The organism is Dactylosporangium maewongense (assembly GCF_039531485.1).
GTDB lineage: Bacteria > Actinomycetota > Actinomycetes > Mycobacteriales > Micromonosporaceae > Dactylosporangium > Dactylosporangium maewongense.
This window is the reverse complement of sequence record NZ_BAAAQD010000026.1, coordinates 93328-108807: the sequence shown is the minus strand read 5'-3', so window position 1 is coordinate 108807 and position 15480 is coordinate 93328. Positions and strand designations below refer to the sequence as shown.

Genomic DNA, 15480 nt, shown 5'->3' with positions numbered 1-15480 from the left:
CCATGCGTCACGTGCCCTACGTCGGCAACGGCCCGTACTGCTACAGCAACTCGTTGGCCATGCTGATGGGGCCGGCGGCGCCGCCGACCGCGGTCATCGAGGTCACCACCGGTGGCCCGTTCGGCATGCAGCTCGTCGTCGGCACGATGGTGTTCTTCGACGCGTACGGCTGGAACCCCGGCATCGGCTGCGGGCGGGCGCTGGACGCGCTCGGCTGGACCTCGGCCGTCCACAGTGGAGGGGACGCCGCCACCGCGCTGGCCCGCCTGGCCGCCGCGGTGGAGGACGGCCCGGTGTGGGCGGGGCCGCTGGAGATGGGCCACCTGCGGCACCAGCCCGAGACGACCGGGCCGATCGGCGCCGACCACTTCGTCGTCGTCCTCGACGTGGACGGCGAACGGGTCCTGGTCCACGACCCGCACGGCCACCCGTACGCGCAGGTGCCGGTCGCCGACTTCATGGCGGCCTGGCGGGCGGAGACGGTGGACTACGGCGAGCCGTACACCATGCGCACCGGCTTCACGAAGGTCGCCGACGTGACCGACGCCGACGCGATCCGCGCCGTCATCCCCGCCGCCGTCGAGTGGCTGGGGGCGCGGGCCGGCGCCGGCATGCCGCCCGGCAGCCTCGCCAACGCCGCGGCCGCGCTGCGGTGCGCCGAGCTCGTCGCGGCCGGCGCGGGCGGCGGGCTGCGCGAGCACCTCATCCACTTCGCGATCCGGGTCGGCGCCCGCCGGCTCAGCGACACCGCCGACTGCCTGCGCCTGGCCGGCTACCCCGACGCGGCGGGGATCGCCGCCGGCCAGGCCCGCCTCGTCGGCGCCCTGCAACACCCGATGGTCACCGGCGACCTGCCCGCGGCCGCCGCCCTGCTGCGCGCGCTCGCCCCGACCTACGACCGGCTCCGCGCGGCGCTCATGGAACCCCGGACGACCGGGACGCCGCTATGATCTTGTGACGTGACGTCGTTCCCGTGCCGCCTGGAGGTCGTGTGATGACCGGTTTTCACGACCCGATGCGGGTGCAGCTGGAGGCGTTCGTCGACGAGCACCGCGAGGCGCTCGCCGCGTGCCTCGACGGGCTCACCGAGGAGCAGGCGCGCCGGTCGCTGGTGCGGTCCCGCACGACGCTGCTCGGGCTGGTGAAGCACGTCACGTTCGTCGAGAAGGTGTGGTTCGACGAGGCGGTCACCGGCCGCCCCCGGGCCGAGATCGGGATCCCGGAAACACCCGACGAGAGTTTCGTCCTCGACGACACGGACACGATCGCCACCGTGCGTGCGTCGTTCCGGGAGACCTGTGCGGCCTCCCGGCGGGCGACGGCGGGGCTCGACCTGGACGACCTGCTGCCCGGCAACCGCCGGGGGCCGCTGCCGTTGCGCTGGGTTTACCTGCACGTGCTGCGCGAGCTGGCCCAGCACTGCGGCCACGCCGACATCCTGCGCGAGCAGCTGCTGGACGCGTAGCCGCGCTACCGGCCGCGGCGCGCGGCGGCGGCCTTCCTCGGGGCGGGCTTCTTCGCGGACGCCACCTTCTTGGCGGGCGCCTTCTGCTGGACGGGCGCGGCGGCGGCCTCTTCGCGGGCGGCCTGCAGGCGACGCTCCTCGCGCTTGTTCTCCGCGTGGATCTCGCGCTCCTTGACCAGCCACTCCGGCGGGTCCGCGGCGAGGGCGGCGATCTGCGCGGTCGTGAGCGGGTCGGTGATGCCCCCGCGCGCCAGCCCGCTGTTGGACACCCGCAGGCGGGCCGCGACCACGTTGCGCGGGTGCGGGCCGTCCTTGCGCAGGTCGGCGAGCCACTGCGGGGGGTTGCGCTGCAGCTCGTCGAGCTCCTCGCGGGACACCATCCCGTCCTGGAACTCCTGCGGGGTCGCGGGCAGATACACGTCGAGCTTCAGCGCCGCCGTGGCGGGCTTCATCACCTGGGACTTCTTCGGGCTCACGCGGCCAAGGGTACCCTGGCCGGATGCCCACGCCGTTTCGCCTGCTCGTCGTCCCAGGGGTGACCGTGGACAAGTGGACCCGTCTGTGGGCCGAGCGGCTGCCCGACGTGGAGCTGCTGGTCGAGCCCGTCCCGGCCCAGGACGCGCCGGGGCTGCTGCTCGACGGTGCCGACGCGGGGCTGGTCCGCCTGCCGGTCGATCCGGACGCGTTCCACGCCATCCCGCTGTACACCGAGACCACCGTCGTGGTCGTCCCGAAGGACCACCTGCTCACCGCGGGTGAGGAGCTGACCGTCGCCGACCTGGCCGACGAGACCCTCCTGAGCCCGCTCGATGACACCCTGACCTGGCCGTCGATGCCTGCGGCGGTGCTGGCGGAGCGGCCGGAGACGACGGCCGCCGCGGTCGAATGGGTCGCGTCTTCGGCAGGTGTACTGGTGGTGCCGCAGTCCCTCGCCCGCGCGCACCATCGCAAGGACCTGACCTACCGCGTGCTGACCGACGCCCCGACGTCGTCCGTCGGGCTGGCCTGGGTGCGGGACCGCCACACCGACCTGGTCGAGGAGATGATCGGCATCGTCCGTGGCCGCACCGCGAACAGCACCCGCGGCCGCGCTCCGGAGCAACCCGCCGGGAGAAGACCCGCCAGGCAGCAGCAGCCGGGCGCCAAGGCCCGCAAGCGGCGATGAACGAGGCCCAGGTGCGCGAGGTGCTCGACGCCCTCGAGGCGGCCGGCTGTCCGCACTGGATCTCGGGCGGCTGGGGCATCGACGCCCTGGTCGGCCGGCAGACGAGGGAGCACCGGGACCTCGACCTCGCCGTCGACGCCGCCCGGGAGGCCGAGGCGCTGCTGGCCCTCGAGGCGCTCGGCTACCGGGTCGAGACCGACTGGCGCCCCGTCCGCGTCGAGGTCGCCGGCCCCGGCGGCGGGTATGTCGACCTGCACCCGGTGGCCTTCACCGGAGACGGTGAAGGACGGCAGGCGGGGCTCGACGGCGGCTGGTTCGACTACCCGCGCGCCGACCTCACCATCGGCACGATCGGCGGCCGGGCCGTGCCGTGCATCTCGAAGCGGCTTCAGCAGGTCTTCCACCAGGGCTACGAGCCCCGCGAGGTCGACCGGGCGGACCTGCGGCAGCTGGGGGACTGCCCGTGAAGCTGCACGTGGGGTGCGCGATGTGGACGCACAAGGCGTGGCAGTGGCCGGGGAAGGAGCGGCTCAGGGCGTACGCCGAGCGGTGCACCGCGGTCGAGGGCAACACCACGTTCTACGCCACACCGGCCAGGGACACCGTCGAGACGTGGGCGCGGCAGACCGGGCCGGACTTCCGGTTCGTGGTGAAGCTGCCGAAGCGGGTCACCCACGAGCGGCGCCTGACCGACGCCGGCGCCGACGTGCGCGCGTTCCTCGACGCGATCGAGCCGCTGGGCCCCCGCACCCACGCCGTGTGGATCCAGCTGCCCGCGTCGTTCGGGCCGGGGGACGTGCCGGTGCTGGAGCGCTTCCTGCGCCGGATGCCGCCGTCGCTGCGGTGCGCCGTGGAGGTCCGCCACCTGGACTTCTTCACCGACCGGGCGGCGGCCCGCGAGCTGGAGACGGCCCTGGAGACGGTGGCGGCGGAGTGGGTGCCGTTCGACACGACCGCGTTCTTCACCAGCCCGCCGACCAGCGACGCGGAGCGCGACGCGTGGACGAAGAAGCCGCGGGTGCCGCGGCGGACCAGAGCGCTGACCGGGACACCGATCGTGCGGTACCTCGGCCGCGACGACCCGGACCGGACGGTCGACGGCTGGCAGGCCTGGCTCGACGTCGTGACGGGCTGGCTGCGGGAGGGCCGGTCGCCGACGGTCTTCGTACACACGCCGGACAACGCCGACGCGCCCGCCCTCGCCCGTCGCTTCCACGACGAGGTCCGGGCCCGCCTGCCGCAGCTCGCACCGCTGCCGGAGCCCGAGCCGGCGGAGCCCCTCACCCTGTTCTGAGGACGACTTGCCTTCGAGCGCGCTCGAAGGTGCAGGGGTGGGAGGTATGAACGCGAACCATGGAGCGAAGACCACCGCCGCCGAGGTGATCGACGGCGTCGACCTGCGCGGACGGACCGCGATCGTGACCGGCGGCGCGTCGGGCATCGGCACCGAGACGACCAGGGCGCTCGCCGCCGCCGGCGCCCGGGTGATCGTCGCCGTCCGGGACGTCGCGAAGGCCAGGGGCGTCGTCGAGGCGGAGTTCGCCGAGCAGGGCCGGCCGCTGCAGGACTTCAAGACGACCGGGCAGGGCGCGGCGACGTCGGTCTACGCGGCGGTGTCGCCGGACCTGGCCGAGCGGGGCGGGCAGTACCTCGAGGACTGCGCGGTCGCCGCGGAGTACGGCGGCAGCGGGCCGTTCCGCGGGTACATGCCGTACGCCCGGGACCCGAAGCGCGCCGCCGAGCTGTGGGAGCGCAGCGAGGACTGGGTCGGGCAGGCCCGCAAGGGATGACGTGAGGCACCGGCCCCGGCGGCGCGGTGTTGCCGGGGCCGGTGCGGTCAGGTGGGACCTCTCAGTAGAGGTCGGTGGTGCTGGCGCCGCCGAAGCCCGGCGCGGTCACGGTCAGCCGGGTGGCGTTGATGGTGCGCTGGTCGGGCATCGTGACCCGGCCGGTGCCCTCGTGCGCCGGCAGCGTGTACGTCCAGGACCGCGGCGTCTGCACCCGCTCGTGGGTGCCGGGGATCGTGTACCAGACCCAGTAGTCCCAGCGGACCGTGAAGCCGGTCTCGCCGATGACGTTGTCGTCGAACGAGATCATCCACTGCTGGCCATTGTGGAACGACACGATGTTCGAGATGGCCGGCGCGTTGTAGGTGCGGCAGCCGAGCTGCGGGTTGCCCGTGGGGGTGGCGCCGGACGGCGTCACGTTGATGGCGTAGGCGCAGACGGTGTGCGAGCCGTGCTTCGCCGGGATCACCGCTTCGTAGCCGCGGTACGCCCCGAAGTACGGGTACACGGCCGCGACGTCCGACCGGTACGTGTTCGCGACGGTCGAGCCGGCGTACGTGCCGTCGATGTACACGTGGACCTGCAGCGCCGCGGCGGTGTCGCCGTCGGCGGCCCAGCCTTCGACGCGGACGCCGTTGCCGGTGAACGTGACGGCGTCGAGGGCGCCGCGGGGCGGGGTGTCGATCGGGCCGGGGTCCGGGTCGGGGTCCTGGTCGCCGCACGCGGGCGGCGGCACCGGTTGGTTGCACAGCGGCGTGGCGTGCGCCGCCCCGGGCACGGCTATGGCGCCGGCCAGGGCGAGCAGCGCCGCCGCGGTGGCTCTGGTCAAGGACTTCATCGAATACTCCGTGGTTGTAGCGGAGGACCATCGTGCGGCCCGCCGCGTGCAATCCACGTGCAATGTCAGAGCCCGTCGATGTACGCGCGCACCGCCGCCCGGTCCATCAGCTGCCCGCGCCGGTGCGCCGCGTCGTACTCGGCCGGGCCGAGCCGGGACGTGACCGCGGCGACGTTGCGCGGGCCGTTGAGCGGGTCCATGCGCTGCGGTGAGTAGCCGACCTGCCCGCCGAGCGCGTCGACCGCGCCGAGCAGCACCGCGCCGGCGCCGGGCCGGCCGGTGAGGGCGAGCGTGCCGGCGAGCAGGTGCGTGGTGGCGAGCCAGCCGGTGACGTCGTCCTCCTCGTCCAGGTCGCGGGTGGCGCGGCGGGTGAGCGTGTAGGCCTCGTCGTGCTCGCCGTTGACGGCGGCCTGCTTGGCGCGGATCCAGCGGGCGGAGCCGGCCGACCAGACGAAGCCGCAGCGGGTGCCGACCTCGATCGCCTCGTCGAGGGCGGCCGCGGCGGTCTCCGCGTCGCCGCTCGCACCGGCGATCAGACCGATACTGATCAGCGCCTCGGGGAGGACCCAGTCGGCGCCGCTGGCGATGGCCTGCTCGCGGGCCTCCTCGCCCATCTTGGCCCCTTCCTCCAGCTGACCGCGCAGGCCCAGCGACAGGGTGAGGTACGCCGACGCGCGGGCCAGGGTCGTGGGGTGGCCCGCCGCACGGGCGAGCTCCAGGGCGACGAGGATCGCCTCGGTGCTGGCGGCGACGTCCCCGGCGAGGTACTGCAGGCAGGCGATGCCGGTCAGCGCCCTGGCCCGGTCGTCGCCGGGCGCGTCCGGGGCGGCGTCGAGGCCGGCCCGCAGCCAGCGCAGCCCCTCGGTGATGTGGCCGGTGCGGTACCAGAACCAGGCGAGGTCGGCGGCGAGCCGCAGCCCGGCCGCCGGGTCCTCGCCGCCGAGGGCGAACGCGAGCGCGGCGCGGGTGTCGTCCTGCTCGGCCGAGAGGGCGCGCAACCACCAGCGGGCGTGGGGTCCGCGCAGCTCCCGGTCGGCGGTCGCGGCGAGCTCCGCGGCGCGGGCGAGGTGGCGGCGGCGGACCGCGCGGCGCTCGTCGTCGCCGAGGCGGCGGCCGGCGTACTGCCGCAGCGTCTGCAGCATGCGGTAGCGCCGCGGTGACGTGTCGGGCAGCGTCGTGACCAGCGACGCGGTGATGAGCCCGGTCAGCGGCGTGAGCACGTCGCCGGCGACTCGTTCGGCGGCGTCGAGGTCGAACGTGCCGGCGAAGACGCTGAGCCGCGCGAACGTGTCCCGCTGCGGCTGGTCGAGGAGCCGGTAGGTCACGTCGATCGCGGTGTCGAGGCTGCGGTGCCGGGCCGGCACGTCGCGGCGGGCGGTCCGCAGCGCCGCCGGGTCGTCGAGCCGCTCCAGGATCTGCGCCGGGGACAGCGCGACGAGCTGCCCGGCGGCGAGCTCCACGGCGAGCGGCAGGCCGTCGAGGCGTTCGCAGATCCGGGTGACGACGGCGCGCTCGGCGGCGTCGCAGCGCCAGTCGGGGGCGACGGCGGCGGCCCGGTCCAGGAACAGCTCGACCGCGGCGGTCGCGGCGGGCAGCGGCGGCACGGGGTGGCGCCGCTCGCCGCCGATGCTCAGCGGCACCCGGCTGGTGACGAGGATCCGCAGGCCGGGCAGGCCGGTGAGCAGCCGCGGTACGACGCCGGCGAGGGCGTCGACGAGGTGTTCGCCGTTGTCGACGAGCAGGACGATCCGCCGGTCGCCGACGGCCGCGGCGACGCCGGCGAGGTCGGTGGAGACGGCCAGGCCGAACGCCTGGGCGAGGGTCGGCTCCAGCAGGGTGTCGTCGGCGAGCCCGGCGAGCTCCGCGACGCACACGTCACGGCCGAGCCCGCGGCACACCTCGGCCGCGAGGCGGCTCTTGCCGCTGCCGCCGGGCCCGACGAGCGTGATCAGCCGGTGGTCGCGCAGCAGCGCCCGCACCTCGGCGACCTCGACGTCGCGGCCCAGGAACCGGTCCGCGGGCAACGGCGGCGGCTGGGGCAGCGCCGGCGCCTGGGGTGGCTGAGGCGGCTGGGGGAGCGCGGGGACCGCCGGGCCGAGGTGCGGCTCCTGCCGCAGGATCGACTGGGCGAGGGTGGCCAGCTCCCCGCCCGGGTCCAGGCCGTACTCGTCGGCGAGCATGATGCGCGCCTCGTGGTAGGTGGCGAGCGCCTCGGCCTGCCGGCCCGCCCGGTACAGCGACAGCATCAGCCTCGCGCGGCTGCCCTCCCGCAGCGGGTGCTCCGCGACGAGCGCCGACGCCGCGGCGACGGCCTCCGCGGTGCGGCCGAGCCCGAGCAGGGCGTCGACCCGCAGCTCCGCGGCGACCTGGCGCAGTTCGGTGAGGCGGGCGATCTCCGCCTGCGCTGCGGGGTCGTCGGCGAGGTCCATCAGCGCCGGCCCGCGCCACAGCGTGAGGGCCGCGTCGACGCTGCGCAGCGCCGCCGCCGGGTCCGCGGTGAGCGCCTCCCGGCTCCGGGCGACCCCGTGCTCGAAGCGCTGCGCGTCGATCTGCCGGGCGCTGGCGACGACCCGGTAGCCGCGCTGGTGCCGTTCGAGCGTTTCGGGGCCGATCACCCGGCGCAGCCGCGACAGATAGGTCTGCAGGGCGTTCTTCGCGCTGGGTGGCGGGTCCTCGCCCCACACGCCGTCGATGAGCCGGTCGACGCTGATGACCTGGTCGGCGTCGAGCAGCAGGGTGGCGAGGACCGCCCGGGGTTTCGGCCCGCCGAGCGCGACGACCCTGCCCGCGGCGATGACCTCCAGCGGACCCAGGATCCGAAACTCCATGTGACTCCTTGCGGTGGTGCGAGGCGTCGAGGGTGCCACACGGGTGCCACTGCGGTGGGCGTGTCGGTCTTGTGAACGACACATTTCGAAACGGCTTCGGGATCATCGGTACGGGTCCATACCGTGTCGGCATGTTGCGACGACTCCTCACCGTCCTGGCGCTGCTGGCGCCGCTGCTGGTGCCCTTCGCGGCACCGGCGCCGGCCGGCGCCTCGACCTTCGCGCCCGCCGGCGGGCGGCTGATGTTCGCCGGCCAGTCCACGAAAGTGTCGTGGGACGACTACACGTCGTTCGCCGCCGCGCCCAGCGGCGGCTCCGTCTACTACGAAGTGAAGTCCGGCACCTGGGTCAACGCCGGGCACCGCGACTACGCCACGTTCCTGGCCCAGCAGGGCAAGATGATCCAGGTCGGCGTGTCGTGGAAGGACAACCCGCCCGGCTTCAACGGCGGCGACGAGAACACCAAGGCGGCCCGGTCCCGGGCGGTCACCGCGGAGCTCGCCGCCGGCGGTTACGCCGCGCAGTTCAACCAGCTCATCGCGTTCATCAACCAGTACCCGAACGCGAAGTTCTTCCTGCGCCTGGACTACGAGGTGTCCAGCTTCTACCACTGCACCGACGCCTCGTGCTCCTCGTACAAGAACGCGTTCGCCCGGATCCGCTCGCTGATCGAGGGCCAGAAGCGGCAGGACAACGTCACCTACGTGTTCCACCCGGTGCGCGGCGAGTACGAGCAGATGTACCCCGGTGACGCCGTCACCGACTGGGTCGGCGTGTCCGTGTTCGCCCACGAGCTGTGCATGCCGATCTACGACAACGGATACCTGTACAACGGCACCCCGCCCCAGAACTACGACACCGGTGCCCTGCAGTGCCGCAACGCCTACATCGGCACCGACGCAGGCGGTAACCAGGCCGCGGTGTGGAAGAACTGGGACTACGACGGCAACGTGCTCAAGATGATGAAGTTCAGCAAGGACCACGGCAAGCCGATGATCGTGTCGGAGTCCGGGATGATGAACTTCACCGACAACGGCGGCGACACCGCCGGCATGGAGGAGACCCGCGGCGACATGTGGGTCAAGCGGCTGTTCGGCCTGATGAACTACAGCGGCCCGATCCCGAACCTGTCCGGCAGCTACGACCTGCGCGACGTCATCAAGGCCGCCGTCTACATCGACCTGGACTTCCGCTACGGCTGGGACGGCATCCAGGACGGAAGTTTCGACTTCCCCGTCAACTCCACCTGGTTCGTCGACGGCCGGCTGTCACGGTACGGCGCGGCGAAGGCCTCCTTCTGCCAGGGCCTCACCGACCGTGGCTTCGTCACCACCTGCTCCGGCGGCAGCACCGGCACCGTCAACCGGATCATCGGACAGGGCTCCAACCGCTGCATCGACGTCAGCGGCGGCCGGACCACCGACGGCGCCGCCGTCCAGCTGTGGGACTGCCTCGGCAACGGCGCGCAGCAGTGGCGCCGCAGCGGCAACACGTTCGTCAACCCGCAGTCGGGCAAGTGCCTCGACGCAGCCGGCGCCGGCACCGCCGACGGCACCGTCCTGCAGCTGTGGACCTGCCTGAACAACAGCGCCCAGCAGTGGGTGGTCAACGGCAACGGCACGATCACCAACCCCGCCTCCGGCAAGTGCATCGACGCCACCGCGTGGGGGACCGCCAACGGCACCCGCCTGCAGCTGTGGACCTGCGGCGCCGGTCAGTCCAACCAGAACTGGCGCCTGGCCTAGCACCTGTGTAAGTAGGACGACACCCCCGAGAATAGTACGAAAGGGAAATCCGCCAAATGTCCCGAAGATTCAAGATCGGCCTGGGCATCTTCGCGGCGACCGTCGTCGCCGTGCCCCTCATCACCGCCGTCACCACCCAGTCCGCCAGCGCCGTGGCCGGCCGTAACCTGCCGCCCAACGGCAAGGTCATGTTCCTCGCCGGTCAGACCACCCCCGACCTGACCGCGTACAAGCAGCAGGTGCTCGACGTCGACGCGTCCTTCCCCCGCCCGGGCGGCGTCACGCTGTACACCAACATCTCCCCGAACGCGTGCAACGGCCTGACCGCCACCTGCAACCTGAACGGCAACATCTTCAACTTCAACCAGACCCTCGCCGAGTACCCCGGCGCCGCGCTCGCGGTCGGTCTGTACCTCGCGGACAACCCCGGCTGCGCCAACCAGCCGCTGCGGGCGATCATCGGCCGGCAGGACGCGGACATCGCCGGCGCCCTCGGCCAGCAGTACCGGCAGAACCTCGACAACCTGATCGTCTACCTGCGCAACACGAACCGGTCGGTCTACCTGCGGGTCGGCTACGAGTTCGACGGCCCGTGGAACTGCTACAACTACGACTTCTACAAGGCCGCGTTCCGCGTGGTGAAGCAGCGCATCGACGCCCTCGGCGCCACCAACGTGGCGACGGTGTGGCAGAGCGCCAGCTACGCCAAGGACGGCGACGCGCAGTACAAGTTCGACTTCAGCAACCCGAGCCACCTGTCCGACTGGTACCCCGGCGACGACGTCGTGGACTGGGTCGCGCTGAGCACCTTCTACTGGGACGCGAACTACCGCCAGTACCAGTGGGCCTGCGACAACCCGACGAGCAGCCCGAAGGTCCTCTACGACCGGGTCCTGAACTTCGCGCGTAGCCACAACAAGCCGGCGATGATCTCCGAGTCGACCCCGCAGGCGTACCGCACCGCCAACCTGGACGCCAGCTGCACCAACGTCAACAACCGGGTCTCGCTCAACGGTGACTGGACGAAGATCGGCACCTGGTACAACGAGTACTTCAACTACATCAACAGCAACGCCGACGTGCTGCGCGGCGCCGCGTACATCAACAGCAACTGGGAGGCCATCGCCCAGTTCGCCTGCCCGCCCGGTGCCTCCTCCGGCCAGCCGGGCTGCTCCGACGGGTACTGGGGCAACAGCCGCATCCAGGACAACGCCAACATCAAGTCGAACTTCAAGCGGGAGCTGCAGAACTCGCTGTTCGTCAACGGCACCCTGACCGGCCGCGGCGCCAACTGGGGCGGCGGCACCGGCCCGACCACCCAGCCGCCGACCAGCAACCCGCCGACCTCCAGCGGGCCGACCGGCAACCCGGGCAACCGCAACGCGTTCGCCACGATCGAGGCCGAGTCGTACAACAGCCAGAGCGGCATCCAGAAGGTGACCACGTCCGGCGCCAGCGGCGGCCAGGAGGTCGGCTACACCAACAACGGTGACTGGATCAAGTTCGACGGCGTCGACTTCGGCGGCCGCAACCCCAACCAGGTCGTGTTCCGCTACTCCTCGGCCCGCCCGACGAGCCAGGCGTTCACCCTGGAGTTCCACGCGGGCTCGGCGACCGGCCCGGTCATCGCCGCACCCGGCATCCTCGGCACCGGCAGCTGGACGACGTACAAGGAGATCGCCTTCAACGTCAGCAACCTGCCGGCCGGCACCACCTCCATCACCGCGGTGATCCGGTGCAGCGACAGCGCCGACGTGATGGACATCGACTGGTTCCGCTTCCAGTAGCGGACCAGCCGCAGGACCCGTGGTGGCCGTCGGCGTCGGCTGCCACGCCCAAACCCGGCGGCGGTGAGCAGGGGTGCCCACCGCCGCCGGTCCCTGCGTGGGAAAGGCCCATGTAAACAACCGAAAAACATCGAAACCGCTCGGTGTCCTGCACCGTTCATACCTACCTTGAGGGCCCCAAGACCCCCAAGGAGGTTCGATGAAGGCAACCGTCCGCCAACGGCGGCCGTTCCTCATCGCGGGCGTCGCGCTGCTCATGGCTCTCACCGGCCAGATCAGCGCGGCGTCCGCGCACGTTCCCGTAGCGCTGTCAGAGCCGTCGGTGTTCGGTGCCGACGCCCGTCCGGTCGCGCAACCGTCGGATGACGCCTCGCGCGGGCTCGTGCACCGCGGCCTGGTCGCCGACAAGGCCGGCGCCTGCGTCGGCGGGCTGCGGGTCACCGCCGTCAACCCGGTCATGTGCACCCACGGCCCCGACGCGCCGCCCAACGGACTCAGCGTGAAGTCACCGGTCGCCGCCGCTCCCGCCACGGTTGCCGCCGCCGTCGCCGCGCTGCCCGTCTGCGAGGGCGACGGCGTCTCCGGCCGCCGCGTGGAGATCCTGTACGTGCACGGCAACACCGACCGGTACGGCCAGTTCCTGGAGACGTTCCGCCAGATCGGCGAGGGCGTCGACGTCATCTACAACGAGAGCGCCAAGGAGACCGGCGGCGAGCGGCACGTCCGCTTCGTCACCGAGTCGGTCAACGGGCAGTGCCGTCCGGTCGTGCGCAACGTGCGGGTCGCGGATTCCACCCTCGGCGATTTCGGCGCGAGCGTCAACGCCGTCAAGGCGCTGGGCTACAACCGCACCGACCGCAAGTACATGATGCTCACCGACGCCAACGTGTACTGCGGCATCGGCGGCTTCGCCGGCGACACCCGCAAGAGCGACGACAACCGCTCCAACTTCGGCCCCGAGTTCGGCCGGTCCGACAACGGCTGCTGGAACGCCGCCGTCGCCTCCCACGAGCTCGGCCACAACCTCGGCGCGGTCAACAACAACGCACCGAACGCGTCCGGCGGCGCGCACTGCACCGACGAGTACGACGTCATGTGCTACTCCGACGAGCCGAACCACCCGCCGATGCGGTACATCTGCACCGACCGCAACCACGAGAACCGGCTCGACTGCGGCCACAACGACTACTACTCGACCGCCCCGGCATCCGGCTCCTACCTGGCGAACAACTTCAACGTCGCGGACAACCTGTTCCTGATCCGCGGCGGCCAGTCGCCGATCCGCACGATCGTCGGCGTCGGCTCGAACCGGTGCCTGGACGTCTCCGGCGGCCGGACCAACGACGGCGCCGTCGTGCAGCTGTGGGACTGCCTGAACAACGGCGCCCAGCAGTGGCGCCAGGACGGCAACGCCCTGGTGAACCCGCAGTCGGGCAAGTGCCTGGACATCGACCGGGCGGCCACCGCCAACGGCTCGAAGGTCCAGCTGTGGACCTGCTACGGCAACACCGCCCAGCAGTGGGTCATCCGCTCCGACGGCTCCATCTTCAACCCCCCGTCGGGCCGCTGCCTGGACGCCTCAGGCCGCGGCACCGCCAACGGCACCCCAATGATCATCTGGGACTGCCTCGGCCTGCCGAACCAGCAGTGGTCGGTGCGCTGACCCGTGGTATTGACGTCGGTCATGGGCCGGTCATCCGGTCCGGCCCATGACCGACCCCGCTGAACGTGAGGATCAGGCGCGGGGCCTGTGAGGATCGTGCAAAGGGCATGGCGGGGCGCGACGACGGGCGCCTATGTTCGTCACGTGCGGCGGGGGTTGCGGACGGCGGCGTGGGTCGTGGTGGCGGTGCTCGGTGGCGCGTGCTTCCTGGACCGTCTGGCGGCCTCGCGCCACTCGGAGCAGCGCGACGTCGTCCTGACCACCGACATCGTCGCCGGCGTCTGGGTCGGCCACGTCAGCGGCGCCACGTACACGTTCAGGCCCGATGGCACGTTCGACGCCTCCGGTGTACCGACCGCCACCTTCGACGACAAGGCGTTCCACGTCGGCGGGCCGTTCGGGCCGTTCCGGTGCAAGGGCTCCTGGCGCATCGCCGAGGATCGTCATCTGCTCGTGCTCGGCATGACCTCGGTCCGCGACGAGCACGACAAGCAGCCGTATCCGCAGCCGCGCGAGGTGACCTTCACCGCGACGCAGTGGGTCAGCGATCCGCCGGACGACCCCGTGGAACCGATCACGCTGGGCCACGGCAAGGACGGGATGACGAAGCGATGAAGCGGCGCATCGCACTGGCCGTCGCCGCGCTGGTCCTGACCGCGGGCTGCGCGATCGGGGACATCCTCGAAGAAGGACCCACGGCGTCGGTGGCGCTGGAGGCCACCTCCTACGTGGGTGTCTGGGCCGGTCATCAGAGCTCGGTCCGCTACGACCTGAAGCCCGACGGCACCTTCACCGCGACCGGCGTGCCGGTCGCCCACCTGGGCTCCCTTCATGAGCGCACCGGCCGGGTGGGCCCGTTCCACGGCCACGGCCAGTGGAAGCTCGACGACCCGACGGAAATCGCGACGCCGATCGCCCGCGCGGCCGTGCTCACCTTCGACGAGCTGCTCGACACGGACGACACGCGGGTCGAGCAGCGCACCGTCAAGCTCTGGGCCTGCATGCCGACGCACCCCGAAGCCAGCCACGTCCTGATGATGCGGATCGAGGACGACTGGTTGCAGCGTCCGCCGGCCGGCTAGGCGGCCCGCGGGGGTGCCGTGCTCTCCCGGACGACCAGGTCCGTCGCGAGCTCGATGCGGGTGGACTCGAGGCGCTCGCCGTTGACGATGCGCAGCAGGGTGCGGGCGGCGACGACGCCCATCTCGTGCAGCGGCTGGCGGATGGTGGTGAGCGGCGGGGCGGTCCACTGCGCGAAGTTCAGGTCGTCGAAGCCGACGACGCTGATGTCGCCGGGGATGGTGAGCCCGGCGCGGCGCACCGCCTCGTAGACGCCGGTGGCCTGCTGGTCGCTGCCGGCGAAGATTGCCGTCGGCGGGTCAGGCAGCTCCAGCAGCGCCTGCGCGGCGTGCAGGCCGCCGTCGTGGTGGAAGTTGCCGTAGCGGATGAGCCGCCGGTCGACCGGCAGGTCCGCCGACTCCAGGGCCGCGCGGAAGCCGGCGATGCGGGCGCGGGTGCACTGGAACTGTTCGTGGCCGCCGATCGCGGCGATCCGCCGGTGTCCGAGCGCGGCGAGGTGCTCCGCGGCGCTGTAACCTCCGGCGAAGTTGGTGGCGCCGATCGCGGGCGTGCCGGGCGGCGGCTGGTTGACCGCGTCGACGATGACGAACGGCAGGTTGCGGCGGGTCAGGTCCTCGTGCTGGCGCTCGGCGAGCTCGGAAAGCACGAGGATCGCGCCCTCGGAGCCGCGGGCCAGCAGGGACTCGACCCAGCGGCGGGTCAGCGACTGCCGGTTGTGCACGGCCGACACGACCAGGGCAAGCCCCGCCTCCTCGACGACCTCCTCGACGCCGGTGAGGATCGAAAGCCCCCACACGCTGTCGAGCTCGTTGATGACGAGGTCGACGAGGTCGTTGCGCCGGCGGCGGCCGTTCTTCGCCGCTCGCGGCCGCTGGTAGCCGCGCTCGGACATGAGCCGCTCGATGGTTTCGCGGGTCTTCGCGGCGACGTCCGTGTGACCGTTGAGCACCTTCGACACGGTCGAGATCGCGACGCCCGCTTCCTGCGCGATCTCCGCCATCGTGGGGCCGGTCTTCATCGTCATGGCTCACCTGTGTTTCGAAAACGATTGTCGAACCATCGGGGCGTGGCTTGTGATCGGCACCGTACACCCCACACCCCCATTCCGAAACATTTCCCGAA

15 protein-coding genes are annotated in these 15480 nt (G+C 72.0%); 11 read left to right on the top strand and 4 right to left on the bottom strand.

The genetic code is table 11. The annotated features are described in order from the left end of the window. The first annotated feature begins 2 nt into the window (after nucleotides 1–2). Together ABD332_RS46185 and ABD332_RS46180 are read left to right on the top strand one after the other, a co-directional pair. Complete coding sequence (locus ABD332_RS46185; protein WP_344510996.1) at nucleotides 3–950, top strand: cysteine peptidase family C39 domain-containing protein; 948 nt, start codon at nucleotides 3–5, stop codon at nucleotides 948–950. A 44-nt stretch (nucleotides 951–994) separates the two neighbouring features. Further along, nucleotides 995–1465, top strand: coding sequence for a DinB family protein (locus tag ABD332_RS46180; protein WP_344510994.1), 471 nt, complete (start codon nucleotides 995–997; stop codon nucleotides 1463–1465). 5 nt (nucleotides 1466–1470) lie between these two features. Here the strand turns inward: ABD332_RS46180 and ABD332_RS46175 are convergent, their stop codons facing one another. After that, nucleotides 1471–1941 carry a DUF5997 family protein gene (locus ABD332_RS46175; RefSeq protein ID WP_344510992.1) on the bottom strand — a complete coding sequence of 157 codons (471 nt, stop codon included), beginning with the start codon at nucleotides 1939–1941 and terminating at the stop codon, nucleotides 1471–1473. A 23-nt stretch (nucleotides 1942–1964) separates the two neighbouring features. On the opposite strand from ABD332_RS46175, the gene ABD332_RS46170 reads away from it, so the two are divergent. The 4 genes from ABD332_RS46170 to ABD332_RS60260 are packed head-to-tail and all read left to right on the top strand — an operon-like array spanning nucleotide 1965 to nucleotide 4420. After that, the gene (locus ABD332_RS46170) at nucleotides 1965–2630 is read left to right on the top strand and encodes a LysR family transcriptional regulator substrate-binding protein (protein ID WP_344510990.1); all 666 of its coding nucleotides are present in this window, start codon (nucleotides 1965–1967) and stop codon (nucleotides 2628–2630) included. Continuing rightward, a complete protein-coding gene (locus tag ABD332_RS46165) occupies nucleotides 2627–3097 on the top strand; it encodes a nucleotidyltransferase domain-containing protein (protein ID WP_344510988.1) in 471 nt (156 codons plus the stop codon). Before ABD332_RS46170 ends, ABD332_RS46165 begins: the two co-directional genes overlap by 4 nt. Nucleotides 3098–3117: 20 nt before the next feature. Then, on the top strand, nucleotides 3118–3924 hold the full coding sequence (locus tag ABD332_RS46160) for a DUF72 domain-containing protein (RefSeq protein WP_344511114.1): 807 nt from the start codon (nucleotides 3118–3120) through the stop codon (nucleotides 3922–3924). Nucleotides 3925–3970: 46 nt separating this feature from the next. Next, on the top strand, nucleotides 3971–4420 hold the full coding sequence (locus ABD332_RS60260; RefSeq protein WP_425552395.1) for an SDR family NAD(P)-dependent oxidoreductase: 450 nt from the start codon (nucleotides 3971–3973) through the stop codon (nucleotides 4418–4420). Nucleotides 4421–4481: 61 nt separating this feature from the next. On the opposite strand, the gene ABD332_RS46150 is transcribed toward ABD332_RS60260, so the two are convergent. Together ABD332_RS46150 and ABD332_RS46145 are read right to left on the bottom strand one after the other, a co-directional pair. Continuing rightward, nucleotides 4482–5255, bottom strand: a complete 774-nt coding sequence (locus ABD332_RS46150) for a hypothetical protein (protein WP_344510986.1) — start codon at nucleotides 5253–5255, stop codon at nucleotides 4482–4484. 65 nt (nucleotides 5256–5320) lie between these two features. After that, nucleotides 5321–8083, bottom strand: coding sequence for an AfsR/SARP family transcriptional regulator (locus tag ABD332_RS46145; RefSeq protein WP_344510984.1), 2763 nt, complete (start codon nucleotides 8081–8083; stop codon nucleotides 5321–5323). Nucleotides 8084–8214: 131 nt separating this feature from the next. Between ABD332_RS46145 and ABD332_RS46140 the strand changes: the two genes are divergently transcribed. The 5 genes from ABD332_RS46140 (at nucleotide 8215) to ABD332_RS46120 (ending at nucleotide 14360) form a co-directional block, all read left to right on the top strand. Then, nucleotides 8215–9828 carry a ricin-type beta-trefoil lectin domain protein gene (locus tag ABD332_RS46140; protein ID WP_344510982.1) on the top strand — a complete coding sequence of 538 codons (1614 nt, stop codon included), beginning with the start codon at nucleotides 8215–8217 and terminating at the stop codon, nucleotides 9826–9828. A gap of 56 nt (nucleotides 9829–9884) precedes the next feature. Continuing rightward, entirely contained in the window at nucleotides 9885–11615 is a 1731-nt protein-coding gene (locus tag ABD332_RS46135) for a carbohydrate-binding protein (RefSeq protein WP_344510980.1), read from the top strand. Between the two features lie 199 nt (nucleotides 11616–11814). Further along, a complete protein-coding gene (locus tag ABD332_RS46130) occupies nucleotides 11815–13278 on the top strand; it encodes an RICIN domain-containing protein (RefSeq protein ID WP_344510978.1) in 1464 nt (487 codons plus the stop codon). A 144-nt stretch (nucleotides 13279–13422) separates the two neighbouring features. Continuing rightward, nucleotides 13423–13893 carry a hypothetical protein gene (locus ABD332_RS46125; protein ID WP_344510976.1) on the top strand — a complete coding sequence of 157 codons (471 nt, stop codon included), beginning with the start codon at nucleotides 13423–13425 and terminating at the stop codon, nucleotides 13891–13893. Next, nucleotides 13890–14360, top strand: coding sequence for a hypothetical protein (locus tag ABD332_RS46120; protein WP_344510974.1), 471 nt, complete (start codon nucleotides 13890–13892; stop codon nucleotides 14358–14360). The genes ABD332_RS46125 and ABD332_RS46120 overlap by 4 nt, the downstream gene beginning before the upstream one ends. On the opposite strand, the gene ABD332_RS46115 is transcribed toward ABD332_RS46120, so the two are convergent. Next, the gene (locus ABD332_RS46115) at nucleotides 14357–15382 is read right to left on the bottom strand and encodes a LacI family DNA-binding transcriptional regulator (protein ID WP_344510972.1); all 1026 of its coding nucleotides are present in this window, start codon (nucleotides 15380–15382) and stop codon (nucleotides 14357–14359) included. The two genes, ABD332_RS46120 and ABD332_RS46115, sit on opposite strands and share 4 nt — an antisense overlap. Nucleotides 15383–15480 lie beyond the last annotated feature (98 nt).

Excerpts from the sequence above, each read along its gene's own strand:
- ABD332_RS46145 (WP_344510984.1), bottom strand. The coding sequence starts at position 8,083 with ATGGAGTTTCGGATCCTGGGTCCGCTGGAGGTCATCGCCGCGGGCAGG.
- ABD332_RS46170 (WP_344510990.1), top strand. The coding sequence starts at position 1,965 with ATGCCCACGCCGTTTCGCCTGCTCGTCGTCCCAGGGGTGACCGTGGAC.
- ABD332_RS46185 (WP_344510996.1), top strand. The coding sequence starts at position 3 with ATGCGTCACGTGCCCTACGTCGGCAACGGCCCGTACTGCTACAGCAAC.
- ABD332_RS46160 (WP_344511114.1), top strand. The coding sequence starts at position 3,118 with ATGTGGACGCACAAGGCGTGGCAGTGGCCGGGGAAGGAGCGGCTCAGG.
- ABD332_RS46140 (WP_344510982.1), top strand. The coding sequence starts at position 8,215 with ATGTTGCGACGACTCCTCACCGTCCTGGCGCTGCTGGCGCCGCTGCTG.
- ABD332_RS46130 (WP_344510978.1), top strand. The coding sequence starts at position 11,815 with ATGAAGGCAACCGTCCGCCAACGGCGGCCGTTCCTCATCGCGGGCGTC.
- ABD332_RS46135 (WP_344510980.1), top strand. The coding sequence starts at position 9,885 with ATGTCCCGAAGATTCAAGATCGGCCTGGGCATCTTCGCGGCGACCGTC.
- ABD332_RS46120 (WP_344510974.1), top strand. The coding sequence starts at position 13,890 with ATGAAGCGGCGCATCGCACTGGCCGTCGCCGCGCTGGTCCTGACCGCG.
- ABD332_RS46150 (WP_344510986.1), bottom strand. The coding sequence starts at position 5,255 with ATGAAGTCCTTGACCAGAGCCACCGCGGCGGCGCTGCTCGCCCTGGCC.
- ABD332_RS46115 (WP_344510972.1), bottom strand. The coding sequence starts at position 15,382 with ATGACGATGAAGACCGGCCCCACGATGGCGGAGATCGCGCAGGAAGCG.
- ABD332_RS46165 (WP_344510988.1), top strand. The coding sequence starts at position 2,627 with ATGAACGAGGCCCAGGTGCGCGAGGTGCTCGACGCCCTCGAGGCGGCC.
- ABD332_RS46180 (WP_344510994.1), top strand. The coding sequence starts at position 995 with ATGACCGGTTTTCACGACCCGATGCGGGTGCAGCTGGAGGCGTTCGTC.
- ABD332_RS60260 (WP_425552395.1), top strand. The coding sequence starts at position 3,971 with ATGAACGCGAACCATGGAGCGAAGACCACCGCCGCCGAGGTGATCGAC.